17 protein-coding genes are annotated in these 22,242 nt (G+C 70.4%); 11 read left to right on the forward strand and 6 right to left on the reverse strand.

What is annotated here, in order from left to right; all coding sequences use genetic code 11:
- The first annotated feature begins 11 nt into the window (after positions 1-11).
- Both PHA84_RS10220 and PHA84_RS10225 read left to right on the forward strand, forming a co-directional pair.
- Positions 12-1,070, forward strand: coding sequence for an LLM class F420-dependent oxidoreductase (locus PHA84_RS10220; RefSeq protein WP_270888000.1), 1,059 nt, complete (start codon positions 12-14; stop codon positions 1,068-1,070).
- Positions 1,071-1,113: 43 nt separating this feature from the next.
- Positions 1,114-1,971 (forward strand): undecaprenyl-diphosphate phosphatase, encoded by an 858-nt coding sequence (locus PHA84_RS10225; protein WP_270888001.1) that lies wholly within the window; start codon positions 1,114-1,116, stop codon positions 1,969-1,971.
- 36 nt (positions 1,972-2,007) lie between these two features.
- Here the strand turns inward: PHA84_RS10225 and corA are convergent, their stop codons facing one another.
- Positions 2,008-2,988, reverse strand: coding sequence for a magnesium/cobalt transporter CorA (corA, locus tag PHA84_RS10230; RefSeq protein ID WP_270888002.1), 981 nt, complete (start codon positions 2,986-2,988; stop codon positions 2,008-2,010).
- 59 nt (positions 2,989-3,047) lie between these two features.
- Here corA and PHA84_RS10235 point away from each other — a divergent pair, with 59 nt between their 5' ends.
- The 4 genes from PHA84_RS10235 to mshC are packed head-to-tail and all read left to right on the forward strand — an operon-like array spanning position 3,048 to position 6,375.
- Entirely contained in the window at positions 3,048-3,746 is a 699-nt protein-coding gene (locus PHA84_RS10235) for an MSMEG_4193 family putative phosphomutase (RefSeq protein ID WP_270888003.1), read from the forward strand.
- Between the two features lie 10 nt (positions 3,747-3,756).
- The gene (locus PHA84_RS10240; protein WP_270888004.1) at positions 3,757-4,296 is read left to right on the forward strand and encodes a DUF3090 family protein; all 540 of its coding nucleotides are present in this window, start codon (positions 3,757-3,759) and stop codon (positions 4,294-4,296) included.
- A 29-nt stretch (positions 4,297-4,325) separates the two neighbouring features.
- Positions 4,326-5,105 carry an SCO1664 family protein gene (locus PHA84_RS10245; RefSeq protein WP_270888005.1) on the forward strand — a complete coding sequence of 260 codons (780 nt, stop codon included), beginning with the start codon at positions 4,326-4,328 and terminating at the stop codon, positions 5,103-5,105.
- A 22-nt stretch (positions 5,106-5,127) separates the two neighbouring features.
- Entirely contained in the window at positions 5,128-6,375 is a 1,248-nt protein-coding gene (gene mshC, locus PHA84_RS10250) for a cysteine--1-D-myo-inosityl 2-amino-2-deoxy-alpha-D-glucopyranoside ligase (protein ID WP_270888006.1), read from the forward strand.
- Positions 6,376-6,445: 70 nt separating this feature from the next.
- On the opposite strand, the gene PHA84_RS10255 is transcribed toward mshC, so the two are convergent.
- Positions 6,446-7,297 (reverse strand): PAC2 family protein, encoded by an 852-nt coding sequence (locus PHA84_RS10255; protein WP_270888007.1) that lies wholly within the window; start codon positions 7,295-7,297, stop codon positions 6,446-6,448.
- 123 nt (positions 7,298-7,420) lie between these two features.
- On the opposite strand from PHA84_RS10255, the gene PHA84_RS10260 reads away from it, so the two are divergent.
- On the forward strand, positions 7,421-8,134 hold the full coding sequence (locus tag PHA84_RS10260; RefSeq protein WP_270888008.1) for an HAD family hydrolase: 714 nt from the start codon (positions 7,421-7,423) through the stop codon (positions 8,132-8,134).
- Here the strand turns inward: PHA84_RS10260 and PHA84_RS10265 are convergent.
- On the reverse strand, positions 8,110-8,955 hold the full coding sequence (locus PHA84_RS10265; protein ID WP_270888009.1) for a RecB family exonuclease: 846 nt from the start codon (positions 8,953-8,955) through the stop codon (positions 8,110-8,112). The genes PHA84_RS10260 and PHA84_RS10265 overlap by 25 nt on opposite strands.
- Positions 8,956-9,021: 66 nt before the next feature.
- Positions 9,022-12,819 (reverse strand): methionine synthase, encoded by a 3,798-nt coding sequence (gene metH, locus PHA84_RS10270; RefSeq protein WP_442952869.1) that lies wholly within the window; start codon positions 12,817-12,819, stop codon positions 9,022-9,024.
- 59 nt (positions 12,820-12,878) lie between these two features.
- On the opposite strand from metH, the gene PHA84_RS10275 reads away from it, so the two are divergent.
- The 3 genes from PHA84_RS10275 (at position 12,879) to arc (ending at position 16,854) form a co-directional block, all read left to right on the forward strand.
- Complete coding sequence (locus PHA84_RS10275) at positions 12,879-13,994, forward strand: site-2 protease family protein (protein WP_270888010.1); 1,116 nt, start codon at positions 12,879-12,881, stop codon at positions 13,992-13,994.
- 11 nt (positions 13,995-14,005) lie between these two features.
- Complete coding sequence (locus PHA84_RS10280; RefSeq protein WP_270888011.1) at positions 14,006-15,052, forward strand: tRNA (adenine-N1)-methyltransferase; 1,047 nt, start codon at positions 14,006-14,008, stop codon at positions 15,050-15,052.
- 74 nt (positions 15,053-15,126) lie between these two features.
- On the forward strand, positions 15,127-16,854 hold the full coding sequence (gene arc / locus PHA84_RS10285) for a proteasome ATPase (RefSeq protein ID WP_270888012.1): 1,728 nt from the start codon (positions 15,127-15,129) through the stop codon (positions 16,852-16,854).
- Here arc and PHA84_RS10290 read toward each other — a convergent pair.
- The gene (locus tag PHA84_RS10290; protein ID WP_270888013.1) at positions 16,784-19,474 is read right to left on the reverse strand and encodes an AMP-binding protein; all 2,691 of its coding nucleotides are present in this window, start codon (positions 19,472-19,474) and stop codon (positions 16,784-16,786) included. The genes arc and PHA84_RS10290 overlap by 71 nt on opposite strands.
- A gap of 129 nt (positions 19,475-19,603) precedes the next feature.
- The gene (locus tag PHA84_RS10295; protein WP_270888014.1) at positions 19,604-20,593 is read right to left on the reverse strand and encodes a ribose-phosphate diphosphokinase; all 990 of its coding nucleotides are present in this window, start codon (positions 20,591-20,593) and stop codon (positions 19,604-19,606) included.
- Between the two features lie 110 nt (positions 20,594-20,703).
- On the opposite strand from PHA84_RS10295, the gene dop reads away from it, so the two are divergent.
- Positions 20,704-22,221: a depupylase/deamidase Dop gene (dop, locus tag PHA84_RS10300; RefSeq protein ID WP_270888015.1), complete on the forward strand. Its 1,518-nt coding sequence runs from the start codon at positions 20,704-20,706 to the stop codon at positions 22,219-22,221.
- Positions 22,222-22,242 lie beyond the last annotated feature (21 nt).

Here is a 22,242-nt window from a genome sequence, read left to right on the forward strand (position 1 = left end):
CCTCCGGTGTCATGGATCTCGGCGTGAACCTCGGGTACTTCGGCATGGGTGTCGACCAGGACAACGTGGCCGTGGCACAGGAGGCGGACCGGCTCGGCTACTCAGTGGCGTGGGCCGCAGAGGCGTACGGCTCCGACGTGCCGACAGTGCTCGCGTGGGTCGGCGCACTGACCGAGCGCATCGACCTCGGGGCCGCCGTGATGCAGATCCCGGGGCGGACTCCGGCCATGACCGCCATGACGGCGGCCACCCTCGACACCCTCTCCGGTGGCCGGTTCCGTCTCGGGCTCGGGGTCAGCGGCCCGCAGGTCAGCGAAGGATGGCACGGGGTGCCGTTCGCCGCGCCGCTCGGGCGCACCAGGGAGTACGTCGAGGTCGTCCAGCGAGCCCTGCGTCGCGAGAGCGTGGCGTATGCCGGGAAGCATTTCACCCTGCCCCTGCCCGGCGGCGCCGGCAAGGCCCTCAAGCTGACCGTACGCCCGCCGCGCGAGCACATCCCGCTGTATCTCGCAGCGGTCGGCCCGAAGAACCTCCAGCTGGCAGGCGAGATCGCCGACGGCTGGCACGCCATCTTCTTCAGCCCTGAGCACTCCGGGCACCTGGTCGAGTCCGTCGCAGCCGGTCGCCGTCGCGCGGGCAAGGGCTCGGACTCGAAACCGTTGCAGGGCTTCGACATCGCGCCGTCGGTACCCGTGGTGGTCGACGAGGACGTCGAGGCGGCCGCGGACGCCATCCGACCGTATGCCGCCCTGTACCTCGGGGGTATGGGCTCGCGCGAGCAGAACTTCTACAACCAGCTGGCCGTGCGCATGGGGTTCGAGGAGGCTGCCGCCAAGGTGCAGGACCTCTACCTGGCGAGGCAGCACCGGGACGCGGCCGCGGCCGTGCCGTTCGAGTTCATCGACGCCACCGCCCTCCTGGGTCCCCGGGACCGGATCCGGGACCGGCTCGCCCGGTACCGCGAGGCAGGTGTCGGCACGCTGTCCGTCGCGCCGTTCGCCGGTGGGCTGGCCCAGCGGCTGCATGTCGTGCGCACGATGGCCGACGTCATGGGGGAGACTGGCGCCTGACCACGGCGCCGCACCGCTGCCCACCGACCTGGAAAGCACTCCGTTGACCCTGACCTACCTGGACGCGCTCGTTCTCGGCATCGTGGAAGGACTCACCGAGTTCCTGCCCGTCTCCTCCACCGGGCATCTCACGATCACAGAGAAGATCCTCGGGCTCACGGTCGACGACCCGGGGGTCACGGCGTACACGGCGGTGATCCAGCTGGGCGCCATCCTGGCGACCCTGCTGTACTTCTGGCGGGACATCGTCCGGCTGCTCACGGCGTGGGGTCGCGGCCTCGCCAGGTCGCAGGCGCGGGCCGACCACGACTACCAGCTGGCCTGGGCCGTCATCGTCGGCTCCATCCCCGTGGGCGTCGTCGGCTTCCTCGCCAAGGACCTCATCAGCGGCCCGCTGCGCAGCCTATGGGTGGTGGCCGCGGCGCTCATCGTCTGGAGCGGCGCCATGTGGCTGGCGGAGAGTCGCCACGCGATGCTCGCGGGACGCGGCCAGGAGCGGGGCGAGGGGCAGGTGACCCTGCGCGACGGTGTCGTCATCGGGCTGGTGCAGTGCCTGTCGTTGGTGCCGGGTGTCTCGCGCTCGGGGGCGACCATCTCCGCGGGCCTGTTCCGCGGGCTCGACCGGGTCACGGCGACGAGGCTCTCGTTCTTCATGGCCATCCCCGCCCTGACTGCCGCTGGGCTGTTCGAGATGGCCAGCGAGAGCGACCATCTGAAGCTCCTCGGTGTCGGACAGATGGTCCTGGGCGTCGTGGTGTCCTTCGTGGTGGCCTACGCCTCCATCGCGTGGCTCCTGCGCTTCGTGAGCTCCAACAGGATCACGGCGTTCGTCTGGTACCGCATCGCGCTGGGCGTCGTGCTGGTGGTCCTACTGACGGTCGGGACCCTGTCCGCGACCTGAGCTGGGGCCTCCGCGCGAGAGCCCGCCCTCGAGACGCTAGAGCCAGCCGGACCGGCGGAACGCGCGGTAGAGCGCGAGGCACGTGGCCGCCATGAGGCCCAGGGCGAGGAAGTACCCGTAGCGCCAGTGCAGCTCGGGCATGTTCTCGAAGTTCATGCCGTAGATGCCGGCGATCATCGTCGGCACGGCAGCGATCGCCACCCAGGCCGAGATCTTGCGCATGTCGCTGTTCTGCTGGACCGAGATCTCCGTGAGGTGGACATTGAGCATGTCCGTGAGCAGACGGTCGTAGCTCTCGACGTGGTCGATCACCCGCAGCAGGTGGTCGGCGACGTCACGGAACAGCATCCGCATCTCACGGTCCGGTAGCGGTGACCGCGACCCGTCGTGGAGCATCCGCAGCGGACCGGCCAGGGGCACGGCCGCGCGGCGGAACTCGAGCACCTCGCGCTTCAGCTTGTAGATGGTCGTGGAGCTCGCATCGGGCGAGCCCGAGAAGACCGCGGTCTCGATGTCGTCGAGGTCCTGCGCGACCTCCTGGTCGACCCTCAGGTAGTTGTCCACGATGCTGTCCATGACGGCGTGGACGACGGCGATCGCGCCGTGCCGCAGCAGGTCGGGATCGTGCTCCAGCCGGTGCCGCACGCCGACCAGCGGGTTGGCCTCGCCCCGTCGAACGGTCACCACGAACCGGTCGCCGACGAACAGCATCACCTCCCCGGTCTCGATGTCGCTGGACGACTCGATGTAGCGCAGCGTCTTCAGGACGACGAAGATGGTGTTGTCGTAGAGCTCGATCTTGGCGCGCTGGTTGCCGCGGACCGCGTCCTCGACCGCCAGCGGGTGGAGCTTCAGCTCGTCGTTGACGAGGTCGAACTCGGCGTCGGTCGGGTTCTTCAGGCCGATCCACAGGAAGTCGTTCCCGGTGGGGTCGGCGCGCAGCCCCTCGAGCTCGTCGCTGAGGTCGCCACACGGCCCTCGGGTGCCGTCACGGTAGATGGCCTGGTCCATGATCACGGGGCTACTCCACCACGTCACGGACAGCGTGGGCGACCAGGACCCGTAGAGTGCCGGTCGTGCCCACCGTCCTGCTCGTGCGCCATGGTCACTCGAGCGCCAACGGGGAGGGGATCCTCGCCGGCCGGCTCCCCGACATCCACCTCACCGACCGGGGCCGCGAGCAGGCCGCCGCCTTGGCGCAGCGTCTCTCCGGGATCCCGCTGGCCCGCGTGGTCAGCAGCCCTCTGGAGCGCTGCCTCGAGACGGCCGCTCCGCTGGCGGCCGAGGCGCAGGTCGAGGTGCTCCTGGAGGCCGACCTGCAGGAGTGCGCGTACGGCGCCTGGACCGGCAGACCGCTGGCCGAGCTGGCGAAGGAGCCGCTGTGGGCCACGGTGCAGGACGACCCCCCGAACGCCCGCTTCCCGGACCACGAGACGTATGCCGCGGAGAGCCTGCGCGAGATGAGCGAGCGCGTCGTGGCTGCCGTTCGGCGCCACGACGAGCAGGTGCGCGAGCGTGAAGGGGAGGCTGCGCTCTGGCTCCTCGTCACGCATGGCGACCTGCTCAAGGCGGTCCTGGCCGACGCCACCGGCGCCGGGCTCTCGCACTTCCAGCGCTACACCGCGGACCCGGCGTCGGTCTCCGCGGTGCGGTACGGCGGACGGCATACCTTCCTGCTCTCGGCGAACGAGCTCGCTCCCGACCTGCGGCGGCTTCTTCCGCCGCCGGAGGCGCCGGTCGCCCACGACGCGGTGGTCGGCGGGGGAGCCGGTTAGAGTTTCGGACATGCCGCTACACGAGTTCGACCCGCCGGACCGGTTCGTCGCCGGGACCGTCGGACCACCCGGACAGCGCACCTTCTTCCTCCAGGCCAGCGAGGGTCGACGACTGACCAGCGTGTCCCTGGAGAAGGAGCAGGTCTTCGTGCTCGCGACACGGATCAACGACCTGCTCGACAGCTACGCGGGCGGCAGCGGCGCCGACTTCGCAGCCACCGAGGTCGTGGACAACGCTCCCCTGGACACCCCTATCGAGGACGAGTTCCGGGTCAACACGCTGAGCCTGGGCTGGGACGAGGACCGCGCGGTCGTGGTGATCGAGTGCCTGGACCGCGACCCGGACGACCCCGAGGCCAGCGCCGACCCGGCCGTGCTGAGCGAGGAACCCCGTTCGGTCAGGGTCGTCCTCACACCGGCCCGGGCAAGGGCCTTCGCTCGGCGGGCGCAGTCCGTCGTGTCGGCGGGTCGTCCGCCCTGCCCCTTCTGCGGTGGCCCGCTGGAGCCGCAGGGGCACATCTGCCCCCGCGCGAACGGCTACAAGCGCTGAAGCGGGGCCCGGAGCAGTCGGGGCCGACGGTGGACCTCCTGGCCCACGCCGACCTCGTGGTCCTCGGCGCACTGGCCGACGCGTCCAACCTGGCTCTGCTGGTCCGGCTGGGCGACGAGGCGGGGCCCTTGGCGATCTACAAGCCGGTCTCGGGGGAGCGACCACTGTGGGACTTCCCCGACGGGTCGCTGGCTGCTCGTGAGCGGGCGGCGTACCTGCTGAGCCGCGCCGGCGGCTGGGACATCGTCCCGGAGACGGTCCTGCGGGACGGGCCGCACGGCGAGGGGTCGGTGCAGCGCTGGGTGGGGAACCCCGACGTGGCGCCGGAGTACGTCGTCGACCTGGTCCGGCCCGACGCCGTTCCGCCGGGGTGGGTTCCGGTACTGCGTGGCGAGAACGAGCGAGGACGGCCGGTGATCGTCGTGCACCAGGACAGCGCGGCGGTGCGGGCCGTGGCGGCGTTCGACGCGATGCTGAACAACTCCGACCGCAAGGGCTCCCATCTGGTCCGGGAGGGGACTGCCTTGCGTGGGTTCGACCACGGCGTGAGCCTGCACGAGGACCACAAGCTGCGCACGGTGCTGTGGGGCTTCGCTGGCCAGCGACTGTCCGCCGTGGACCTGCACCGGCTGACCACTGTCCTGGAGCAGCTGAGCGAGGCAAGCTCTTCCCTGTCCCGTGAGCTGCGGCCGTTGCTCACCACGGCCGAGCTGGTGGCGCTCCGGCGCAGGACGCGGGCGTTGGTGGAGGAGCCGGTGTACCCGGTGCCCAGCGGGCAGTGGCCGGCAATCCCGTGGCCGCCGCTCTGAGCGGTCCCCGTAGGCTGCGGCTGTGATCTCCTGGCCCATGCCGTTCCTCCCCGCTGTGCCGGGCACCGGTCGTCCTGTGCAGGTCTTCGACACCGCCACCGGGTCGGTCCGGGAAGTGCGCCCCGGGCCCACCGCGCGGATGTACGTGTGTGGCATCACGCCGTACGACGCGACGCACCTGGGGCACGCGGCCACGTACGTCACCTTCGACGTGCTGGGACGGGCGCTGCGCGACGCCGGGCACGAGGTCCTGTATGTGCAGAACATCACGGACGTCGACGACCCCCTCCTCGAAAGGGCCCAGCGCGACGGGGTCGACTGGCGAGACCTGGCGGCGCAGGAGATCTCCCTCTTCCGCGAGGACATGACGGCTCTGGCCGTCATCCCGCCGGATCACTACGTCGGCGTCGTCGAGAGCATCGAAGCGGTCGGCGCGGCGGTGCGAGAGCTGCTCGCGAGCGGAGCCGTGTACGAGGTGGCGACGCCCGAAGCGAGGGACGACGACCTGTACCTCGACGTCTCCACCGATCCCGCGTTCGGCTCCGTGTCGAGCTGGACCCGTGAGCAGATGCTCGCCGTGTACGCCGACCGGGGCGGCGACCCGGACCGCCCCGGCAAGCGGGACGCCCTCGATCCCCTGCTGTGGCGAGCCGCGCGCGAGGGGGAGCCGTCCTGGGCTGCAGAGGGACTGCCCGAAGGCAGACCCGGCTGGCACGTGGAGTGCACCGCCATCGCGCTGGACCACCTCGGGATGGCGTTCGACATCCAGGGCGGCGGGACCGACCTCGTCTTTCCCCACCACGAGATGAGTGCCACCCAGGCTGTCGTGCTCACCGGCGAGCGTCCGTTCGCCCGCTCGTACACACACCAGGCGATGGTGGGCCTGGACGGCGAGAAGATGAGCAAGTCCAAGGGCAACCTGGTCCTGGTCTCCAAGCTCCTGGCGGACGGCATCGACCCCATGGCGATCCGTCTGGCCCTCCTGGCCCGGCACTACCGGACGGAGTGGTCCTGGACCGCCGACCTGCTGGAAGAGGCGCAGGACCGGCTCGGCTGCTGGCGAGCGGCGCTCTCGGTGAACAGCGCCCCGGACTCGGCCGACGTCGTCGAGCAGATCCGCGAGCACGTGGCGCGGGACCTGGACACGCCCGGTGCGTTGGCGGCGGTGGACGCGTGGGCACGCGAGACCTTGGAGGTGGGCGGGTCGGATGCCACCTCCGCCGGGGTGCTGGCCAGGGCCTTGGACGCCATCCTCGGGGTCCGCGTCTGACTGCAGTCTCAGCAGGGCTCGTCCGGTCTCGGTCCGGGCCAGGTCCGGTCCCAGCCGGGTTCAGTCCCTCTCAGCCGGGACCGTCCTGGCCGCGGCGCCGGAGGTAACGCTCGAACTCCCGGGCGATCGCGTCACCGCTCGCCTCCGGAAGGTCCGCGGTGTCCTGCGCCTCCTCGAGGGACTGGACGTACTCTGCGACCTCTTCGTCGGTGTCGGCCAGCTCGTTGATCCCGCGCTCCCAGGCCTTCGCGCTGTCGGCGAGGTCGCCGTGCGGGATCGGCGCGTCGAGCAGCTCCTCCAAGCGCGAGATCAGCGCAAGCGTCGCCTTGGGGGAGGGGGAGTGCCCGGCATAGTGCGGGACCGCAGCCCAGCACGAGATCGACTGCAGCCCGGACTGGGTCGCCGCGTCCGCGAGCACCCCGACGATGCCCGTGGGGCCCTCGTACCGGCTCGGCTCGAGGTCGAAGCGATGGATCACGTCGTCGTCGTCCGAGGTGGCCGTCACGGGGATCGGCCGGGTGTGGGCGACGTCTGCCATCAGCGCGCCCAAGGTGAACACCGTGCTGGCACCGACCTGTTGCGCGAACTCCATCAGCTCGATCGTGAAGGCGCGCCAGCGGAACGACGGCTCGATGCCCTGCACCAGCACCACGTCTCGCCCGATCCCGGGATCCGTGGCGACGAGGATCCGCGTCGTGCGCCAGTGAATGCGGCGGCGGCCCTCGTCGAGCACGACACGGGGGCGGTTCACCTGGAAGTCGTAGTAGTCCTCGGGGTCCAGAGCCGCGATGGCGTCGGCGTCCCACATCTCGACGAGGTGGTCGATCGCTGCGGTGGCTGCCTCGCCCGCGTCGTTCCACCCTTCGAAGGCGGCGACGACGACCGGGTTGTCGAGCTCCGGGACGTCCTCGAGTTCGATCACCGTTCCTCCTTGCGTGTGCTGGTCGCACATCTCGCTCTCCCACCCTACGGTCCGCCTGGGTCCGAGCGCGTCCGGTCCGTATAGTCGGGCGCGCCGCCCTCGTCACCCTCCGGAGCCTGTTCGATGCCATCCACGCCTACCGCCCCATCGTCGGCAGGAACGCTGCCGGCAGCCGTCCTGTGGGACATGGACGGAACCCTCGTCGACACCGAGCCGTACTGGATCGACGCTGAGCACGCCATCGTCGAGGAGGCCGGCGGCGTATGGAGCGACGAGTACGCCCATCAGCTGGTCGGCAACGACCTCATGGTGTCGGCGGAGTTCATCCGGGACAACAGCCCGGTGACGCTGGAGCCGCTCGAGATCATCGAGGAGCTGCTCCACCGGGTGATCGCCCAGGTCCGGGTGCACGTACCGTGGCGGCCGGGCGCCCTGGAGCTGTTGGCAGCGCTGGGGCAGGCCGGCGTGGCCAATGCCCTGGTCACGATGTCCTGGCGGTCCCTCGCCGACGCCGTGGTGACGGCTCTGCCCGCGGGCACGTTCGCGGTGGTGGTGACCGGGGACGAGGTGCAGCATGGCAAGCCGCACCCCGAGCCGTACCAGGCGGCGGCGCGGGCGCTCGGGGTGGAGGTGGCTGACTGCGTGGCCATCGAGGACTCTCCGGCGGGCGTGCGCTCCGCGGTGGCGGCAGGCGTACCCACGCTTGCGGTACCTCACGTCGTGCCCGTGCCGTTCACCGTCGGAGCCGTGCAGGTGCCGAGCCTGCGGGGCATCGGTCCGCGGGACCTTCGAGCCCTTTTCGACGGCGCCCGTCAGTCGTCGGCCGGTTCGACCTGACCCGACACGGCCGGGTTGAGCGCGATCAGCGCGGCGTTCTCCGGAAGAGGCGGCGGGGTCCCGCCCCAGGCGGGGCAGAGCGCACGGAAGTCGCACCAGTCGCACAGGCGTGACGTCTTCGGCCGCCAGTCCCCGGTACTGGCGGCGCGTTCGATGGCGGACCACACCGCCTTGAGGTTGCGCTCGAGGCCGAGCAGGTCGTGCTCGTCCGGCGCGTAGCGCACCACCTCGCCGTTGCCCAGATACACCAGCTGGAGCAGCCGCGGGATCTCGCCCCGTAGCCGCCAGAGCACCAGCGCGTAGAACTTCATCTGGAAGAGCGCCTTGCCCTCGAACAGCTCGCTGGGGGACCGGCCGGTCTTGTAGTCGACGACCCGCATCGCTCCGTCGGCGGCGACGTCGAGCCGGTCGACGTACCCCCTCAGCACCAGCCCGTCGAGGTCCGCCTCGACATAGAGCTCACGCTCGGCGGGCTCCAGGCGGGTCGGGTCCTCGAGGGTGAACCACGTCTCGATGAGCGCCTGCGCGTCACCGAACCAGCCGTCCTCCGACAGTCGCTCGTCCTCGGCGATCATGGCGGCCAGCGCCGGCTCCGCCTCGACGAGCGCCTCCCACTGGGGACCCAGCAGTGCCTGGGCCGCGGCCGGGGTCCGTCCCTCCGGCGGGAGGTCGAACAGCCGCTCCAGCACCGCGTGCACCAGCGTGCCGCGGGCGGCCGCCGGGCTCGGCGGCGACGGCAGCTTGTCGATGGTGCGGAACCGGTACAGCAGCGGACACTGCTTGAAGTCCGATGCGCGGCTCGGCGAGAGGGCGGGAACCATGTCACACACCGTATTCGGCGTCACCGACAGTGCAGCCACGCCGCACCGGGACGACGGGCCACGCGGTCAGTCCTCCGGCACGTAGCCCAGGTTCGGGCCCAGCCACCGTTCGGCCTCGGCCAGCGTCCAGCCCTTGCGCCGCGCATAGTCCTCGACCTGGTCGCGTCCCAGCCGTCCGACCACGAAGTACTGGGACTCCGGGTGGGAGAAGTACCAGCCCGACACGGCCGCACCCGGCCACATGGCCATCGACTCGGTGAGCTCGATGCCGGTGTTCCGCTCGACGTCCAGCAGGTCCCAGAGCAGCTTCTTCTCGGTGTGGTCCGGGCAGGCGGGGTAGCCGGGCGCCGGCCGGATGCCGACATACCTCTCCGCGATGAGCTCCGTGTTCTTCAGGTGCTCGTCGGGCGCGTAGCCCCAGAAGTCGTGTCGGACGCGCTCGTGCATCCGCTCGGCGAAGGCCTCGGCGAGGCGGTCGGCCAGGGACTCGAGCAGGATGGCGCTGTAGTCGTCGTTCGCCGCCTTGAACGCCGCGATCCGCTCCCCGGAACCGAGTCCGGTCGTCACGGCGAAGGCCCCGACGTGGTCGGCCAACCCCGTCTCCCGAGGAGCGACGTAGTCGGACATCGCCCGGTTGGGGACACCCTCGCGGTGCTGGCCCTGCTGCCGCAGGGAGTGCAGGGTCGTGGCGACCTGCTGCCTCGTCTCGTCCGTGTACACCTCGATGTCGTCACCCACGGAGTTGGCCGGGAAGAGCCCGATGACCCCGTTGGCGGTCAGCCACCTCTCCTCGATGAGCTGGTCGAGCATCCGCTGAGCGTCCTCGTACAGCCTCGTGGCGGCTTCCCCGGTCGCGGGGTTGTGCAGGATGTCGGGGAACCGGCCCTTCATCTCCCAGGCGAGGAAGAACGGTCCCCAGTCGATGTAGTCCCGCAGCTCGGACAAGGGATAACCGTGGAACGTCCGCACGAACTGCGTGACGGACCGGCTCGGGGCGCCTGACTGGCGACGCAGCAGCTCCTTCTCCTGGGCGGCCACCAGGTGTGGGACCGGCGGGCGGTACCGGTTCCAGTCGATGGGCGTCGCCTTCGCCCTGGCCTGCTCCAGCGTGACCAGGGGCCGCTCGGTCGCTTTCGCGGCATGCCGGGCGCGAAGCGCGTCGAAGTCCGCGGTGACGTCGGCCAGCAGCTTGGGGCGCAGCTCGTCGGAGAGCAGCTGGGAGACGACCGGCACCGAGCGCGAGGCGTCCTTCACCCAGACCACGGGCCCGTGGTACTGCTTGTCGACCTTGACCGCCGTGTGCGCCCGCGAGGTCGTCGCGCCCCCGATGAGGAGGGGGAGCTCGAAGCCCTGCCGCTCCATCTCGCCCGCGAAGCTGACCATCTCGTCGAGGCTCGGCGTGATGAGGCCCGACAGTCCGATGACGTCGGCCTTCTCCTCGCGCGCGGCATCCAGGATCTTCTGCGCCGGCACCATCACGCCGAGGTCGACCACGTCGTAGTTGTTGCACTGGAGCACGACGCCGACGATGTTCTTGCCGATGTCGTGCACGTCGCCCTTCACCGTGGCCATGACGATCTTGCCCTTGGCCTTGTTCTCCGCGACCTCCGCCTCGGTCTTCTCGGCCTCGATGAAGGGGATGAGGTAGGCGACCGCCTTCTTCATGACCCGGGCAGACTTCACGACCTGCGGCAGGAACATCTTGCCGCTGCCGAACAGGTCGCCGACGACGTTCATGCCGTCCATCAGCGGGCCCTCGATCACCTCGATGGGGCGCCCGCCGCGACCGGAGATCTCCTGCCGCAGCTCCTCGGTGTCGGCCTCGGCGTGCTCGTCGATGCCCTTCACCAGGGCGTAGGTGATCCGCTCGCCCACCGGAAGCGAGCGCCACTCCTCCGCGATGGCCTCCTGCTTGGTGTCACCGGTGTTGAAGGAGTCTGCGATCTCCAGCAGCCGCTCGGTCGAGTCGGGCCGGCGGTTGAGCACGACGTCCTCGATGCGCTCGCGCAGCTCGGCGTCGACCTGGTCATAGACGACCAGGGCGCCGGCGTTCACGATGCCCATGTCCATCCCCGCCTGGATGGCGTGGAAGAGGAAGACCGCGTGGATCGCCTCGCGCACGGGGTTGTTGCCGCGGAACGAGAAGGAGACGTTCGAGACACCGCCCGACACGAGGGCACCGGGCAGGTTCTCCTTGATCCAGCGCGTCGCCTGGATGAAGTCGGTGCCGTAGGTGGCGTGCTCCTCGATGCCCGTCGCGACCGCGAAGATGTTGGGGTCGAAGATGATGTCCTCGGCGGGGTAGGCGACCTCCTGGGTCAGGATGTCGTACGCCCGGCGGCAGATCTCCTTGCGCCGCTGCAGCGAGTCGGCCTGGCCCTCCTCGTCGAACGCCATGACGACGATGGCAGCACCGTACTTGCGGCACAGGCGGGCGTGCTCCACGAAGGGGCCGACGCCCTCCTTCATCGATATCGAGTTGACGATCGGCTTGCCCTGGACGCACTTCAGCCCGGCCTGGATCACCTCCCACTTCGAGGAGTCGATCATCAGCGGCACCCGCGAGATGTCCGGCTCGCTGGCCACGAGCTTGACGAACCGGTCCATCGCGGCGACGCCGTCGATCATCCCCTCGTCCATGTTGATGTCGATGACCTGCGCCCCTGCCTCCACCTGCTGGCGCGCGACGTTCAGGGCCGCGGGGTAGTCCTCCGCCTGGATGAGCTTGCGGAACCGTGCCGACCCGGTGATGTTGGTCCGTTCCCCGACATTGACGAACAGCGACTCCGGGGTGACCGTCAGCGGCTCCAGCCCAGACAGGCGCAGCGCCGGCTCCACCGTGACGGGGACCCGCGGGGACTCTTCGCCGGCGGCCTTGGCGATGGCGGCGATGTGGTCGGGCGTGGTGCCGCAGCAGCCCCCGAGGAGGTTCACCAGTCCGGAGCGGGCGAACTCGCCCACGACAGCCGACATCGCCTCGGGCGTCTCGTCGTACTCCCCGAAGGCGTTGGGCAGGCCTGCGTTGGGGTAGCACGACACGAAGGTGTCGGCCACGCGCGCCAGCTCGGCGGCATACGGCCGCATCTCGGCAGCGCCCAGGGCGCAGTTGAGCCCGACGGCGATCGGTCGCGCGTGGCGCACGGAGTTCCAGAACGCCTCGGTCACCTGACCGGACAGGGTCCGTCCGGACGCGTCGGTGATCGTGCCGGAGATGATGACCGGCCACCGCCGGCGGTGCTCCTCGAACAGGGTCTCGAGGGCGAAGATGGCAGCCTTGGCGTTGAGCGTGTCGAAGATCGTCTCGACGATGAGGACGTCCGCGCCGCCGTCCACGAGGCCGCGAGCCTGCTCGAGGTAGGCCTCGACCAGCTCGTCGTAGGTGATGTTGCGCACCCCCGGGTCGTTCACGTCGGGGGAGATGGACGCGGTGCGGTTGGTCGGGCCCAGGGCGCCCAGCACCCAGCGCGGCTGTCCCGGCGTGCGGGCCGTCATCGCGTCGCAGGCCTGGCGGGCCAAGCGGGCCGACGCCAGGTTGATCTCGTAGGCCAGGTCCTGCATGCCGTAGTCGGCGAGCGAGATCCGCTGCGCGTTGAAGGTGTTCGTCTCGATGAGGTCCGCGCCGGCTTCGAGGTATGCCGCGTGGATGCCGGCGATCACCTCCGGCTGGGTCAGGCTGAGCAGGTCGTTGTTGCCCTTGAGGTCGCTCGGCCAGTCGGCGAACCGCTCACCGCGATAGTCGGCCTCGCTGAGCCCCTCGCGCTGGATCATCGTGCCCATGGCACCGTCCATGACGAGGATCCGCTCGCTCAAGGCGGTCCTCAGCTGGTCGGTCGCGTCGGGCTGGAACGTGGTGGGGCTGGGCACTGCACAAGTATGGCCCCGCGCCGGATCTGCGGTACGACGTGGTCACGTAGTGTCGCCCCATGACGACGCGAGCACGCCTGCAGGACGGGGACGAGGCTGGCCACGGCGTCCGGATCGCCCGCGTCGCGGGCATCCCGGTCTACGTCGCGCCGAGCTGGTTCCTGATCGCTGTCGTGATCATCGTGCTCGTCGCCCAGCCGGTGCTCGCCACCCGGCCCCTGTTCGGCGTGGCAGTGGGCGCGACGCAGGCTCTGCTGCTGCTCCTCAGCGTGCTCGTCCACGAGGCCGCGCACGCGCTGACCGCCCGGTCCTTCGGTCTCCCGGTCATCCGCATCGTCGCGAACCTGTGGGGCGGCCACACGTCGATGGAGGTCGTGCGCAGCAGCCCCGGCCGAATGGCCATGGTGGCGTTGGCGGGGCCTGCGGCGAACGGACTGCTCGCCGCGCTGGCGTCGCTCAGCACACCGTCGGACGGGACCCTGCTGGCCCGGCTCCTGCACGGTCTGGTGATCATCAACGGCTCGCTGGCCGTGCTCAACGTCCTTCCCGGTATGCCCCTGGACGGCGGGCAGGTGGTGGAGTGCCTGGTCTGGAAGGCCACCGGCGACCGGAACCGCGGGGCCGTCGTGGCGGGCTGGTGCGGCCGGTTGCTGGCCCTCGCCGTGGTGGCCTGGTTCTTCCTCCGGCCGCTGGCCCGTGGAGGGCAGGTGGGCTTCGACCAGATCTGGGTGCTCATCATCGCCGGGGTGCTCTGGACGGGCGCTACGGAGTCGATCCGGCGCGGCCGCGTTCTGGGGGCCATCAGCCGGGTGACCCTTGGCCAGGTGATGCGACCCGCGTCGGTCGTCTCGGCAGGCACGTCGGTGGCCGAGGCCGTCCGCCAGGCACAGCGCGAGCTGGTCGTGGTCGGTCCTTCGGGCCACCCGGACGCCTACGTCGACGCCCAGCACCTCGCCGCCGTCCCGGAGGAGGCGCGGGGCGCCACGAGCGTCGCCGCCGTCGCGAGCCGCCAGCACCCCGGCTGGGTCGTCGACGCGGACCCCCAGGGTGACGTCGTCGCGGTCCTCACCGCGTTGCAGCGGCACGGCATCTCGCTGGGTGCGGTGGTCCACGGAGGCCGGGTCGTGGGCGTGGTGCACGCCGCCGACATCGGGAAGGCGCTGAGCCGCAACTAGACTCGCGCCCCATGAGCAGCGCCCCCGACCCCGTGTCCTGCGAACCTTCCGGCGCCGTCGGCGCCGCGCTGCGCCGGGGGCCGTTCACGGCCGGGGAGCGCGTGCAGCTGACGGACCCCAAGGGGCGCCTGCACACCATCACGCTGGAGGCCGGCCGGGAGTTCCACACGCACCGCGGACGGCTGTCGCACGACGACCTCATCGGTGCGCCGGACGGCTCGACGGTGCGGAACACCGCCGGCGTGGAGTATCTCGCCCTGCGCCCACTGCTGGCCGACTACGTGATGTCCATGCCCCGCGGGGCGGCCGTGGTCTATCCCAAGGATGCCGGGCAGATCATCACCATGGCCGACGTCTTCCCGGGGGCTCGGGTGGTCGAGGCCGGGGTGGGCTCCGGCGCGCTCTCGATGTCGTTGCTGCGAGCCGTGGGTGAGCACGGGGAGGTGCACTCCTACGAGCGGCGCGAGGACTTCGCCGACATCGCCAAGGCCAACGCGCGGGCCTTCTTCGGCCAGGACCACCCGGCCTGGCAGGTCACCGTGGGGGACCTCGTCGAGGAGCTTCCCCGGCAGGTGGAGGCGGGCAGCATCGACCGCGTGGTGCTGGACATGCTGGCACCCTGGGAGTGCCTGGACGCCGTGGCACAGGCCCTGGTTCCCGGTGGGGTGCTCATCTGTTACGTCGCCACGGCCACCCAGCTCTCACGGGTCGCCGAGGCGATGCGGGACCACGGCGGCTACACCGAGCCGGAGGCGTGGGAGTCGCTCGTGCGTGGCTGGCACCTCGAAGGCCTGGCGGTCCGTCCGCAGCACCGGATGCACGGGCACACCGGCTTCCTGATCACCACGCGGCGGCTGGCCCCGGGCGTCACCCCGCCACTGCGCAAGAGGCGGCCCGGCAAAGGCGCCGGCGAGGACGAGGACGTGCTCGCGGGAGAGGCGGCCTTCGGGCGGGACAGCGAGTTCACCGCAGAGGACATCGGCGAGCTCGTCCCTTCGGACAAGAAGATCCGGCGCGTTCGCCGTTCTGTGACGCAAACCTCCACGACTGCGGAGTAGTTCAGGGTTAGGTTGGGTCATCGGCCGTGTTCAGGCACGGTCGGCAGAGGTCGTTCGCCACCGAGGGAGCCGACATGACCAGCCACAACAGCCCTGAGGACCGTCGCCAGGCAGAGCTCCTGGCCGAAGAGGTCGCCGCCCTGCGCCAGCGCCTCGCCGACGCGCCCGTGAGATCGCGCGAGCTGGAGACCAAGGTGCTGCAGCTGCAGGCCAACCTCGCGACCATCTCCTCGCAGAACGAGCGTCTCGTGCGCACCCTCAAGGAGGCACGGGAACAGATCGTCACCCTCAAGTCGGAGGTGGACCGCCTCGCCCAGCCGCCCGCGGCGTACGGCGTGATCCTGGAGTCCTATGACGACGCGACCGTCGACATCCTCACCGGCGGCCGCAAGATGCATGTGGCCGTCAGCCCGGCGGTCGACCCGGCCGAGCTGTCCAGTGGCCGGGAGGTGCGCCTCAACGAGGCGATGAACGTCGTGGCCACCTGTGGCTACGAGCGCGTCGGCGAGGTCGTGATGATCAAGGAGCTGCTCGGCGACGGTCGGGTGCTGGTCGTGGCCCACGCCGACGAGGAGCGGGTATGCCGCCTGGCCGACTCCCTCGAAGGCGAGCCCATCCGGGTGGGTGACGCGCTCATGCTGGAGTCCCGCTCGGGGTTCGTCTACGAGCGGATCCCCAAGGCGGAGGTGTCGGACCTGGTGCTGGAGGAGGTCCCGGACATCGACTACGAGGACATCGGCGGGCTGGCCGGCCAGATCGAGGCGATCCGGGACGCCGTCGAGCTGCCGTACCTGCACCCCGACCTGTTCAAGGAGCACCAGCTCAAGGCGCCCAAGGGGGTCCTGCTCTACGGTCCTCCTGGCTGTGGCAAGACCCTCATCGCCAAGGCGGTCGCCTCCTCGCTGGCGCGGAAGGTCGCGGAGAAGGAGGGCAAGCCGCTCGGCAAGTCCTTCTTCCTCAACATCAAGGGCCCGGAGCTGCTGAACAAGTACGTCGGCGAGACCGAGCGGCACATCCGCCTGATCTTCCAGCGGGCGCGGGAGAAGGCGTCGGGTGGTACGCCGGTCGTCGTGTTCTTCGACGAGATGGACAGCCTGTTCCGCACCCGGGGCTCGGGGGTCTCCTCGGACGTGGAGACGACGATCGTGCCCCAGCTCCTCTCCGAGATCGACGGGGTCGAGCGCCTGGAGAACGTCATCGTCATCGGCGCCTCCAACCGCGAGGACATGATCGACCCCGCCATCCTTCGGCCGGGGCGGCTGGACGTGAAGATCAAGATCGAGCGACCCGACGCGGAGAGCGCCCGCGACATCTTCACCAAGTACCTCACCGCCGACCTGCCGCTGCACGAGCACGACCTCTCCGAGCACAGCGGGTCGCCGCAGGCCACGGTCGACGCGATGATCACCGCCGCTGTCGAACGGATGTACTCCGAGATCGAGGAGAACCGCTTCCTCGAGGTCACCTACGCCAACGGCGACAAGGAGGTCCTGTACTTCAAGGACTTCAACTCAGGGGCGATGATCCAGAACATCGTGGACCGGGCCAAGAAGATGGCGATCAAGGACTACCTGACGGTGGGTGCCAAGGGCATCCGGGTCGACCACCTGCTGGCGAGCTGCGTCGACGAGTTCAAGGAGAACGAGGACCTGCCGAACACCACGAACCCGGACGACTGGGCTCGCATCTCCGGCAAGAAGGGCGAGCGGATCGTGTACATCCGCACGCTGATCACCGGCAAGAGCGGTACGGAGCCGGGTCGCTCCATCGACAATGTGGCCAACACGGGGCAGTACCTGTAACCCGAGTCCGACCGCCGCACCGGCGACCGCGCCACCAGCGTCGGGCGCGGCCCTCCGTGGCGCTCCAGACGCGGCAGTAGGCGATGCCGACCGCCAGCGAGGCAGCCATGGCCAGCACCGAGCTCAGTGCCATGACGCGCGGGTACACCACGAAGTGCGTGAGGTACACGAACAGGGACGCCGTCGCGATGGTCGAGGCGCCCCTGACCACCCAGCCGGGCACCCGGGCCGTGGGGAACCAGACCAGCACCAGCGTCCCGACGATGATGGTCACCTCGCGGCCGGGCATCGAGGGCCAGAAACCCGGGATGGTCAGCACGGGGATGGCGGAGACCAGCACGCGCTGAGGCGTCGTCCGGGCCCGCGCCGCGGCCCAGCCGGTGGCGAAGAGCCATAGCAGCACGTAGGCGTTCGCCCCACGGTAGGGGCCGGCGTCGGGAACGACCACGGCATACCTCGTCAGGAGCCCCACGCCCACGAGGAGGAGCGGGAAGCCGAACGGATGTCGTCGTTCCCAGCGGTCCACCGCGGGGACGGCCAGCAGGAGGGCGGTACCGAGCAGCAGCGACGTGATCGCCTCGATGAACCAGTAGTGCCAGTGCGGTGACCACGTGGCCCAGTCGCCGAAGACCTGGTTGACCATGAGGATGTTGCGCCAGTCGTAGGTGCCCGCCAGCAGCGCCACCGCGGCGATCCACACTGAGCTCGGAAGGACCACCCGCTGGACGCTGCGTAGCACGCCGCGGACGCGCTCTGCCCGGGGGCGCGACGTGAGCTGGAACCGTGCCAGGTTGTAGCCCACGACGACGAGGAGCGTGTGCGCGCCGCCCGGGACGAACGACAGGTGGGTGTGGTTGGCCAGGATGAGGAGCACGGCAAGGGCGCGCACCAGGACCGTGGTGTCGACCTGGTGCAGCCGCTGTGGCCACGAGCGCCGGGGCGCAGGGGCCTGCGCGCGAGCCGGTTCGGCGGCCGGCGGCACCAGGACGTCCGGCGCCAGGAGATGCCAGCCGGAAGGCAGCGATCCGAGGAGGCGCTCGAGCCGCAGCGACACCTCGACGTAGGAGAGCGAGTCACCCCCGAGGTCCACGAAGCTGCTCGACCTCGTCGCCCGCGGTGCCGCGAGCAGCTCCTGGTAGAGCTCCACGATGGTGTCGACCAGAGCGACTTCCCGGGCCGCCTGCCGGGCCGCGTCGGCGTTCAACGCCGCGTGCTCCGCCCGGCTGGCCCCGAGGAGGTCGCCGATCCGGGGGTAGTCGGGCTTCCCCGTACTCAGGCGCGGGGTCTCGTGCCCGTCGAGGACGACCACCGAAGACGCCGGTATGCCGTGGCGGCGGCTCACCAGGGCGACGACCTCGCCCCCGGTTCCGGCCTGCGGCACCACGACACCCACCGCGTCCCCGAGGTCGACACAGTGTCCCCGGTGACCGGCCGCCGCGAGGTCTGCCTCGACCTGGTCGAGGTCGAGGCGCAGGCCGAGCACCTTGGCGAACCGGCCGCGCCGTCCGACGATCTCGATGAGCCCGTCGGCGCCCAGGCGCGCCAGGTCGCCGGTGTGCAGCTCCTGTAGGTCTCGGCCCCGGGCCAGGTCCTCGAGGCACTCGGCGTACCCGAGCATGACGTTGGGTCCCGAGTAGACGAGTTCGCCGAGCCCGCAGTCGAGCCAGTTCAGCGGCTCGATCCGGAACGAGCCTCCAGGGACGGGCAGGCCGACCGACTCCGGACGGCTGTCCGCGAGGTCTGGTGGCAGCACGGCCATCCGCGCCGTGGCCTCCGTCTGCCCGTACATCACGAAGAGGTCCCAGCCCCGCTCTCGCCCCAGCCCCGCGTACTCCTGGACTCGCGCCGGGTCCAGCCGGCCGCCGGCCTGCGTGACGGCGCGCAGCGACGGATGCTCCCGCTCGGCGAAGCCGCTGCGGGCGAGCAGCTCGAAGGTGTGCGGCACGCCGGCCAGCGTGGTGGCGCAGGTGCCGTCGAAGAGCTCCCAGAAGCAGGGGTCCACGACGGACAGGTCGGTCAGCACCAAAGCGGCACCCGCTGCGAGATGGCTGTGCACAACGGACAGGCCGTAGCAGTAGTGCAGCGGCAGGCTCGTGATGGCCCGGTCCGTCGGGCGGATGGCGAGTGCTTCGGCGATGGCCGTGGCGTTGCTGTCCACGTTGGCGTGCGAGAGCCGGACGAGCTTGGGCGACCCGGTCGAGCCCGACGTCGTGAGCAGGAGCGCAAGATCCGGGTGCAGGTCGTGTGCGGTGGCGTCCCGGCGGGGGACCACCCGCCAGCCGGTCGGCCCTGGTCCGGCGACGACGTCCGGGTCGTAGGCGTCGACGATCCCGTCCACGTGGTGCAGGCGGTCCCCGGGGACCAGCAGCGGGACGTGACCGGCGTGGAGGCAGGCAAGGTAGGTGACGAGGGCGTCCAGCGAGTTCTCAGCAGCCACGAGCACGAGGCGGCGTTCGGCGCCTGCAAGACGTCGTGCCTCCTGCTCCACGCGACCGGCCAGCGCGGCGTACGACACGACGTCGTCGCGCGTGAGGACTGCCGGCGAGGGGCCGTGCCGGGCGAGCGAAGCCACGAAGGAGATGGTCCGGTGGCCCGGACCGGTCAACGGGGTGGCGGTCACGAGGCGCGATGATATTAGGCAAGCCTTACCAAACCCAAACCCGCGTCAGCCGGCGGACGGCTACGGCGGCGAAGAGCAGGACGAAGAGGGCATCGGTCAGCAGCGCGGGGACCCGCCGGACAGCTCGGCTTACGCGTGGACGCGGTCGAAGAGACTGGCCTGGGGTGGCGCATGGGTGGGGTCGACGCCGTCGAACAGGCTGCTCACCGACTCGCCAGCGTGGATCCGCTTGATGGCCTCCGCGAAGAGCTGGGCCACGGAGCGGACGCGCAGCTCCGGCCAGCGCCCGGGAGCTGGGACGGTGTCGGTGGTCAGGACCTCCCTCACCATCGGGTGGTCACGCAGGCGCTCGACCGCCTTGCCCGCGAAGAGCCCGTGGGTGCAGGCCACGTCGGCCTGGGTGCACCCAAGATCGGCCAACCGCTCGAGCAGCTCCAGGATCGACCCACCGGTGGCGATCTCGTCGTCGAGGATGATGGCGCGCCGGCCGCTCACGTCACCCACGATCGAGTCGATCACCACGCGGTCGTCAGCGATGCGCTGCTTGGAGCCCGCCGCGACCGGCAGCCCGAGCAGCCGCGCGAACTGGGTGGCCGTCTTGGCGTTGCCGAGGTCGGGAGACACCACCACGGAGCCGGTGAGGTCGGCCCGACGGTAGTGGTCCGCGAGCACCCCGATAGCCGTCAGGTGGTCGACCGGCACCGAGAAGAAGCCGTGCACCTGTGGCGCGTGGAGCGTCATGGTCAGGACCCGGTCGACCCCCGCCGCGACGAGCATGTCGGCCACCAGCCGCCCGCCGAGGGAGATGCGGGACGCGTCCTTCTTGTCCGACCTGGCGTAGGCGTAGTGGGGGATGACCGCCGTGATCTGGGCAGCAGAGGCGCCGCGTGCCGCGTCCACCATCAGCAGGAGCTCCATCAGGTGCTCCTGCGTGGGTGGGACGAGGGGCTGGACGATGTAGACGTCCCGCTGGCGGCAGTTCGCCAGCAGCTGCGCCTGGAGGCAGTCGTTGCTGAAGCGCTTGATCTCCGCGGGGGAGAGGGCCACCCCCAGCGACTCGCAGATGCGGTCCGCGAGGGCCCGATGGGCGTTACCGCTGAAGACCACGATGTCCCGCACTGCGACTCCTGGTGGCTGGTGGTGGCACAGGGGCAGGCCTGAGCCTAGCCCGCTACCGCCGGCGGAGGGAGCGGCGGGTGCTCGCGCAGGCTCTCACCTAGGCTTCCGGCATGACCGTGCGACGGGTGATGGGCATCGAGACCGAGTACGGCATCTCGGTGCCGGGGGACCCGACGGCCAACCCGATGATCCTGTCGGGCCAGGTGGTCAACGCCTACGCCTCCGCGCAGGGCATCCGCGCGGCCCACGCCTCGTGGGACTACGCGGACGAGGCGCCCCTGCGGGACGCCCGCGGTTTCGAGATGGGACGCGGTGTCGCCGACCCGAGCCAGCTCACGGACGAGGAGGACCCGGCCCTGGCCAACGTGGTCCTCACCAACGGGGCCCGCCTCTACGTGGACCATGCCCACCCCGAGTACTCATCGCCTGAGGTGACGTCCCCTCGGGCCGCCGTCGTCTGGGACCGGGCAGGTGAGCTGATCATGGCTGAGTCGGTGCGCCGGCTGTCCCAGGCGCCGCCCGGGGTGAACCTCTACAAGAACAACACCGATGGCAAGGGGCAGTCCTACGGCACGCACGAGAACTACCTGATGCGCCGGGAGACGCCGTTCACGGACATCGTCCGCCACCTGGTCCCCTTCTTCGTCGCCAGGCAGGTGATGACGGGGTCGGGTCGTGTCGGCCTCGGTCCCGACTCGCGCACGGCCGGCTACCAGCTGAGCCAGCGCAGCGACTTCTTCGAGGTTGAGGTCGGCCTCGAGACCACCCTCAAGAGGCCCATCATCAACACCCGGGACGAGCCGCACGCCGTCGCCGACCTCTACCGCCGGCTGCACGTGATCATCGGGGACGCGAACCACTGCGACGTGGCGAACCTCCTCAAGCTGGGTACGACGTCGCTCGTGCTGGCGATGATCGAGGACCGGGCGATCGACCAGGACCTCACCGTCTCCCGGCCCGTGGCGACCCTGCAGGCGGTGAGCCACGACCCGACCTGCCAGGCCACCCTCGAGCTGCGCGACGGGACGCGGCTCACCGCGGTGCAGCTGCTCTGGCGCTACCACGAGCTGGCCGACCGCTACCTCCACCGGCGCCAGGCCGGGGAGGTGGACAGCGACACCGCGGAGGTGATGCGGTGGTGGGAGGTGGTCCTCGACCGGCTGGAGCGGGACCCGTGGGAGGCCGCCCGCGAGGTGGACTGGGTCGCCAAGCAGCAGGTGCTGCAGGGCTACATCGACCGGGACGGCCTCGACTGGTCGGACCCGCGGCTGCGGGCCGTGGACATCCAGTGGTCCGACGTGCGGCCCGACAAGGGGATCTTCCACCGCCTGAGGGCCGCCGGCCGCTTCGAGGAGCTCGTCACCCACGAGGAGGTCCTCGAAGCGGTGCACGAGCCACCGGTGGACACGCGGGCCTACTTCCGGGGCAAGTGTCTGGAGAAGTACCCCGACCAGATCGCCGCCGCGTCCTGGGACTCCGTCATCTTCGACATCCCGGGTCAGCCCTCCTTGCAGCGCGTCCCCATGCTCGAGCCGCTGCGGGGCACGCGGGCCAGCGTGGGAGGCCTGTTGGACCGCAGTCCGGACGCCGCCACGCTCCTTCGTGAGTTGGCCTCCGCATCGGGTTAGGGTCGCACTAGGGTCGAAGCA

Source organism: Pedococcus sp. 5OH_020 (assembly GCF_027812955.1).
GTDB lineage: Bacteria > Actinomycetota > Actinomycetes > Actinomycetales > Dermatophilaceae > Pedococcus.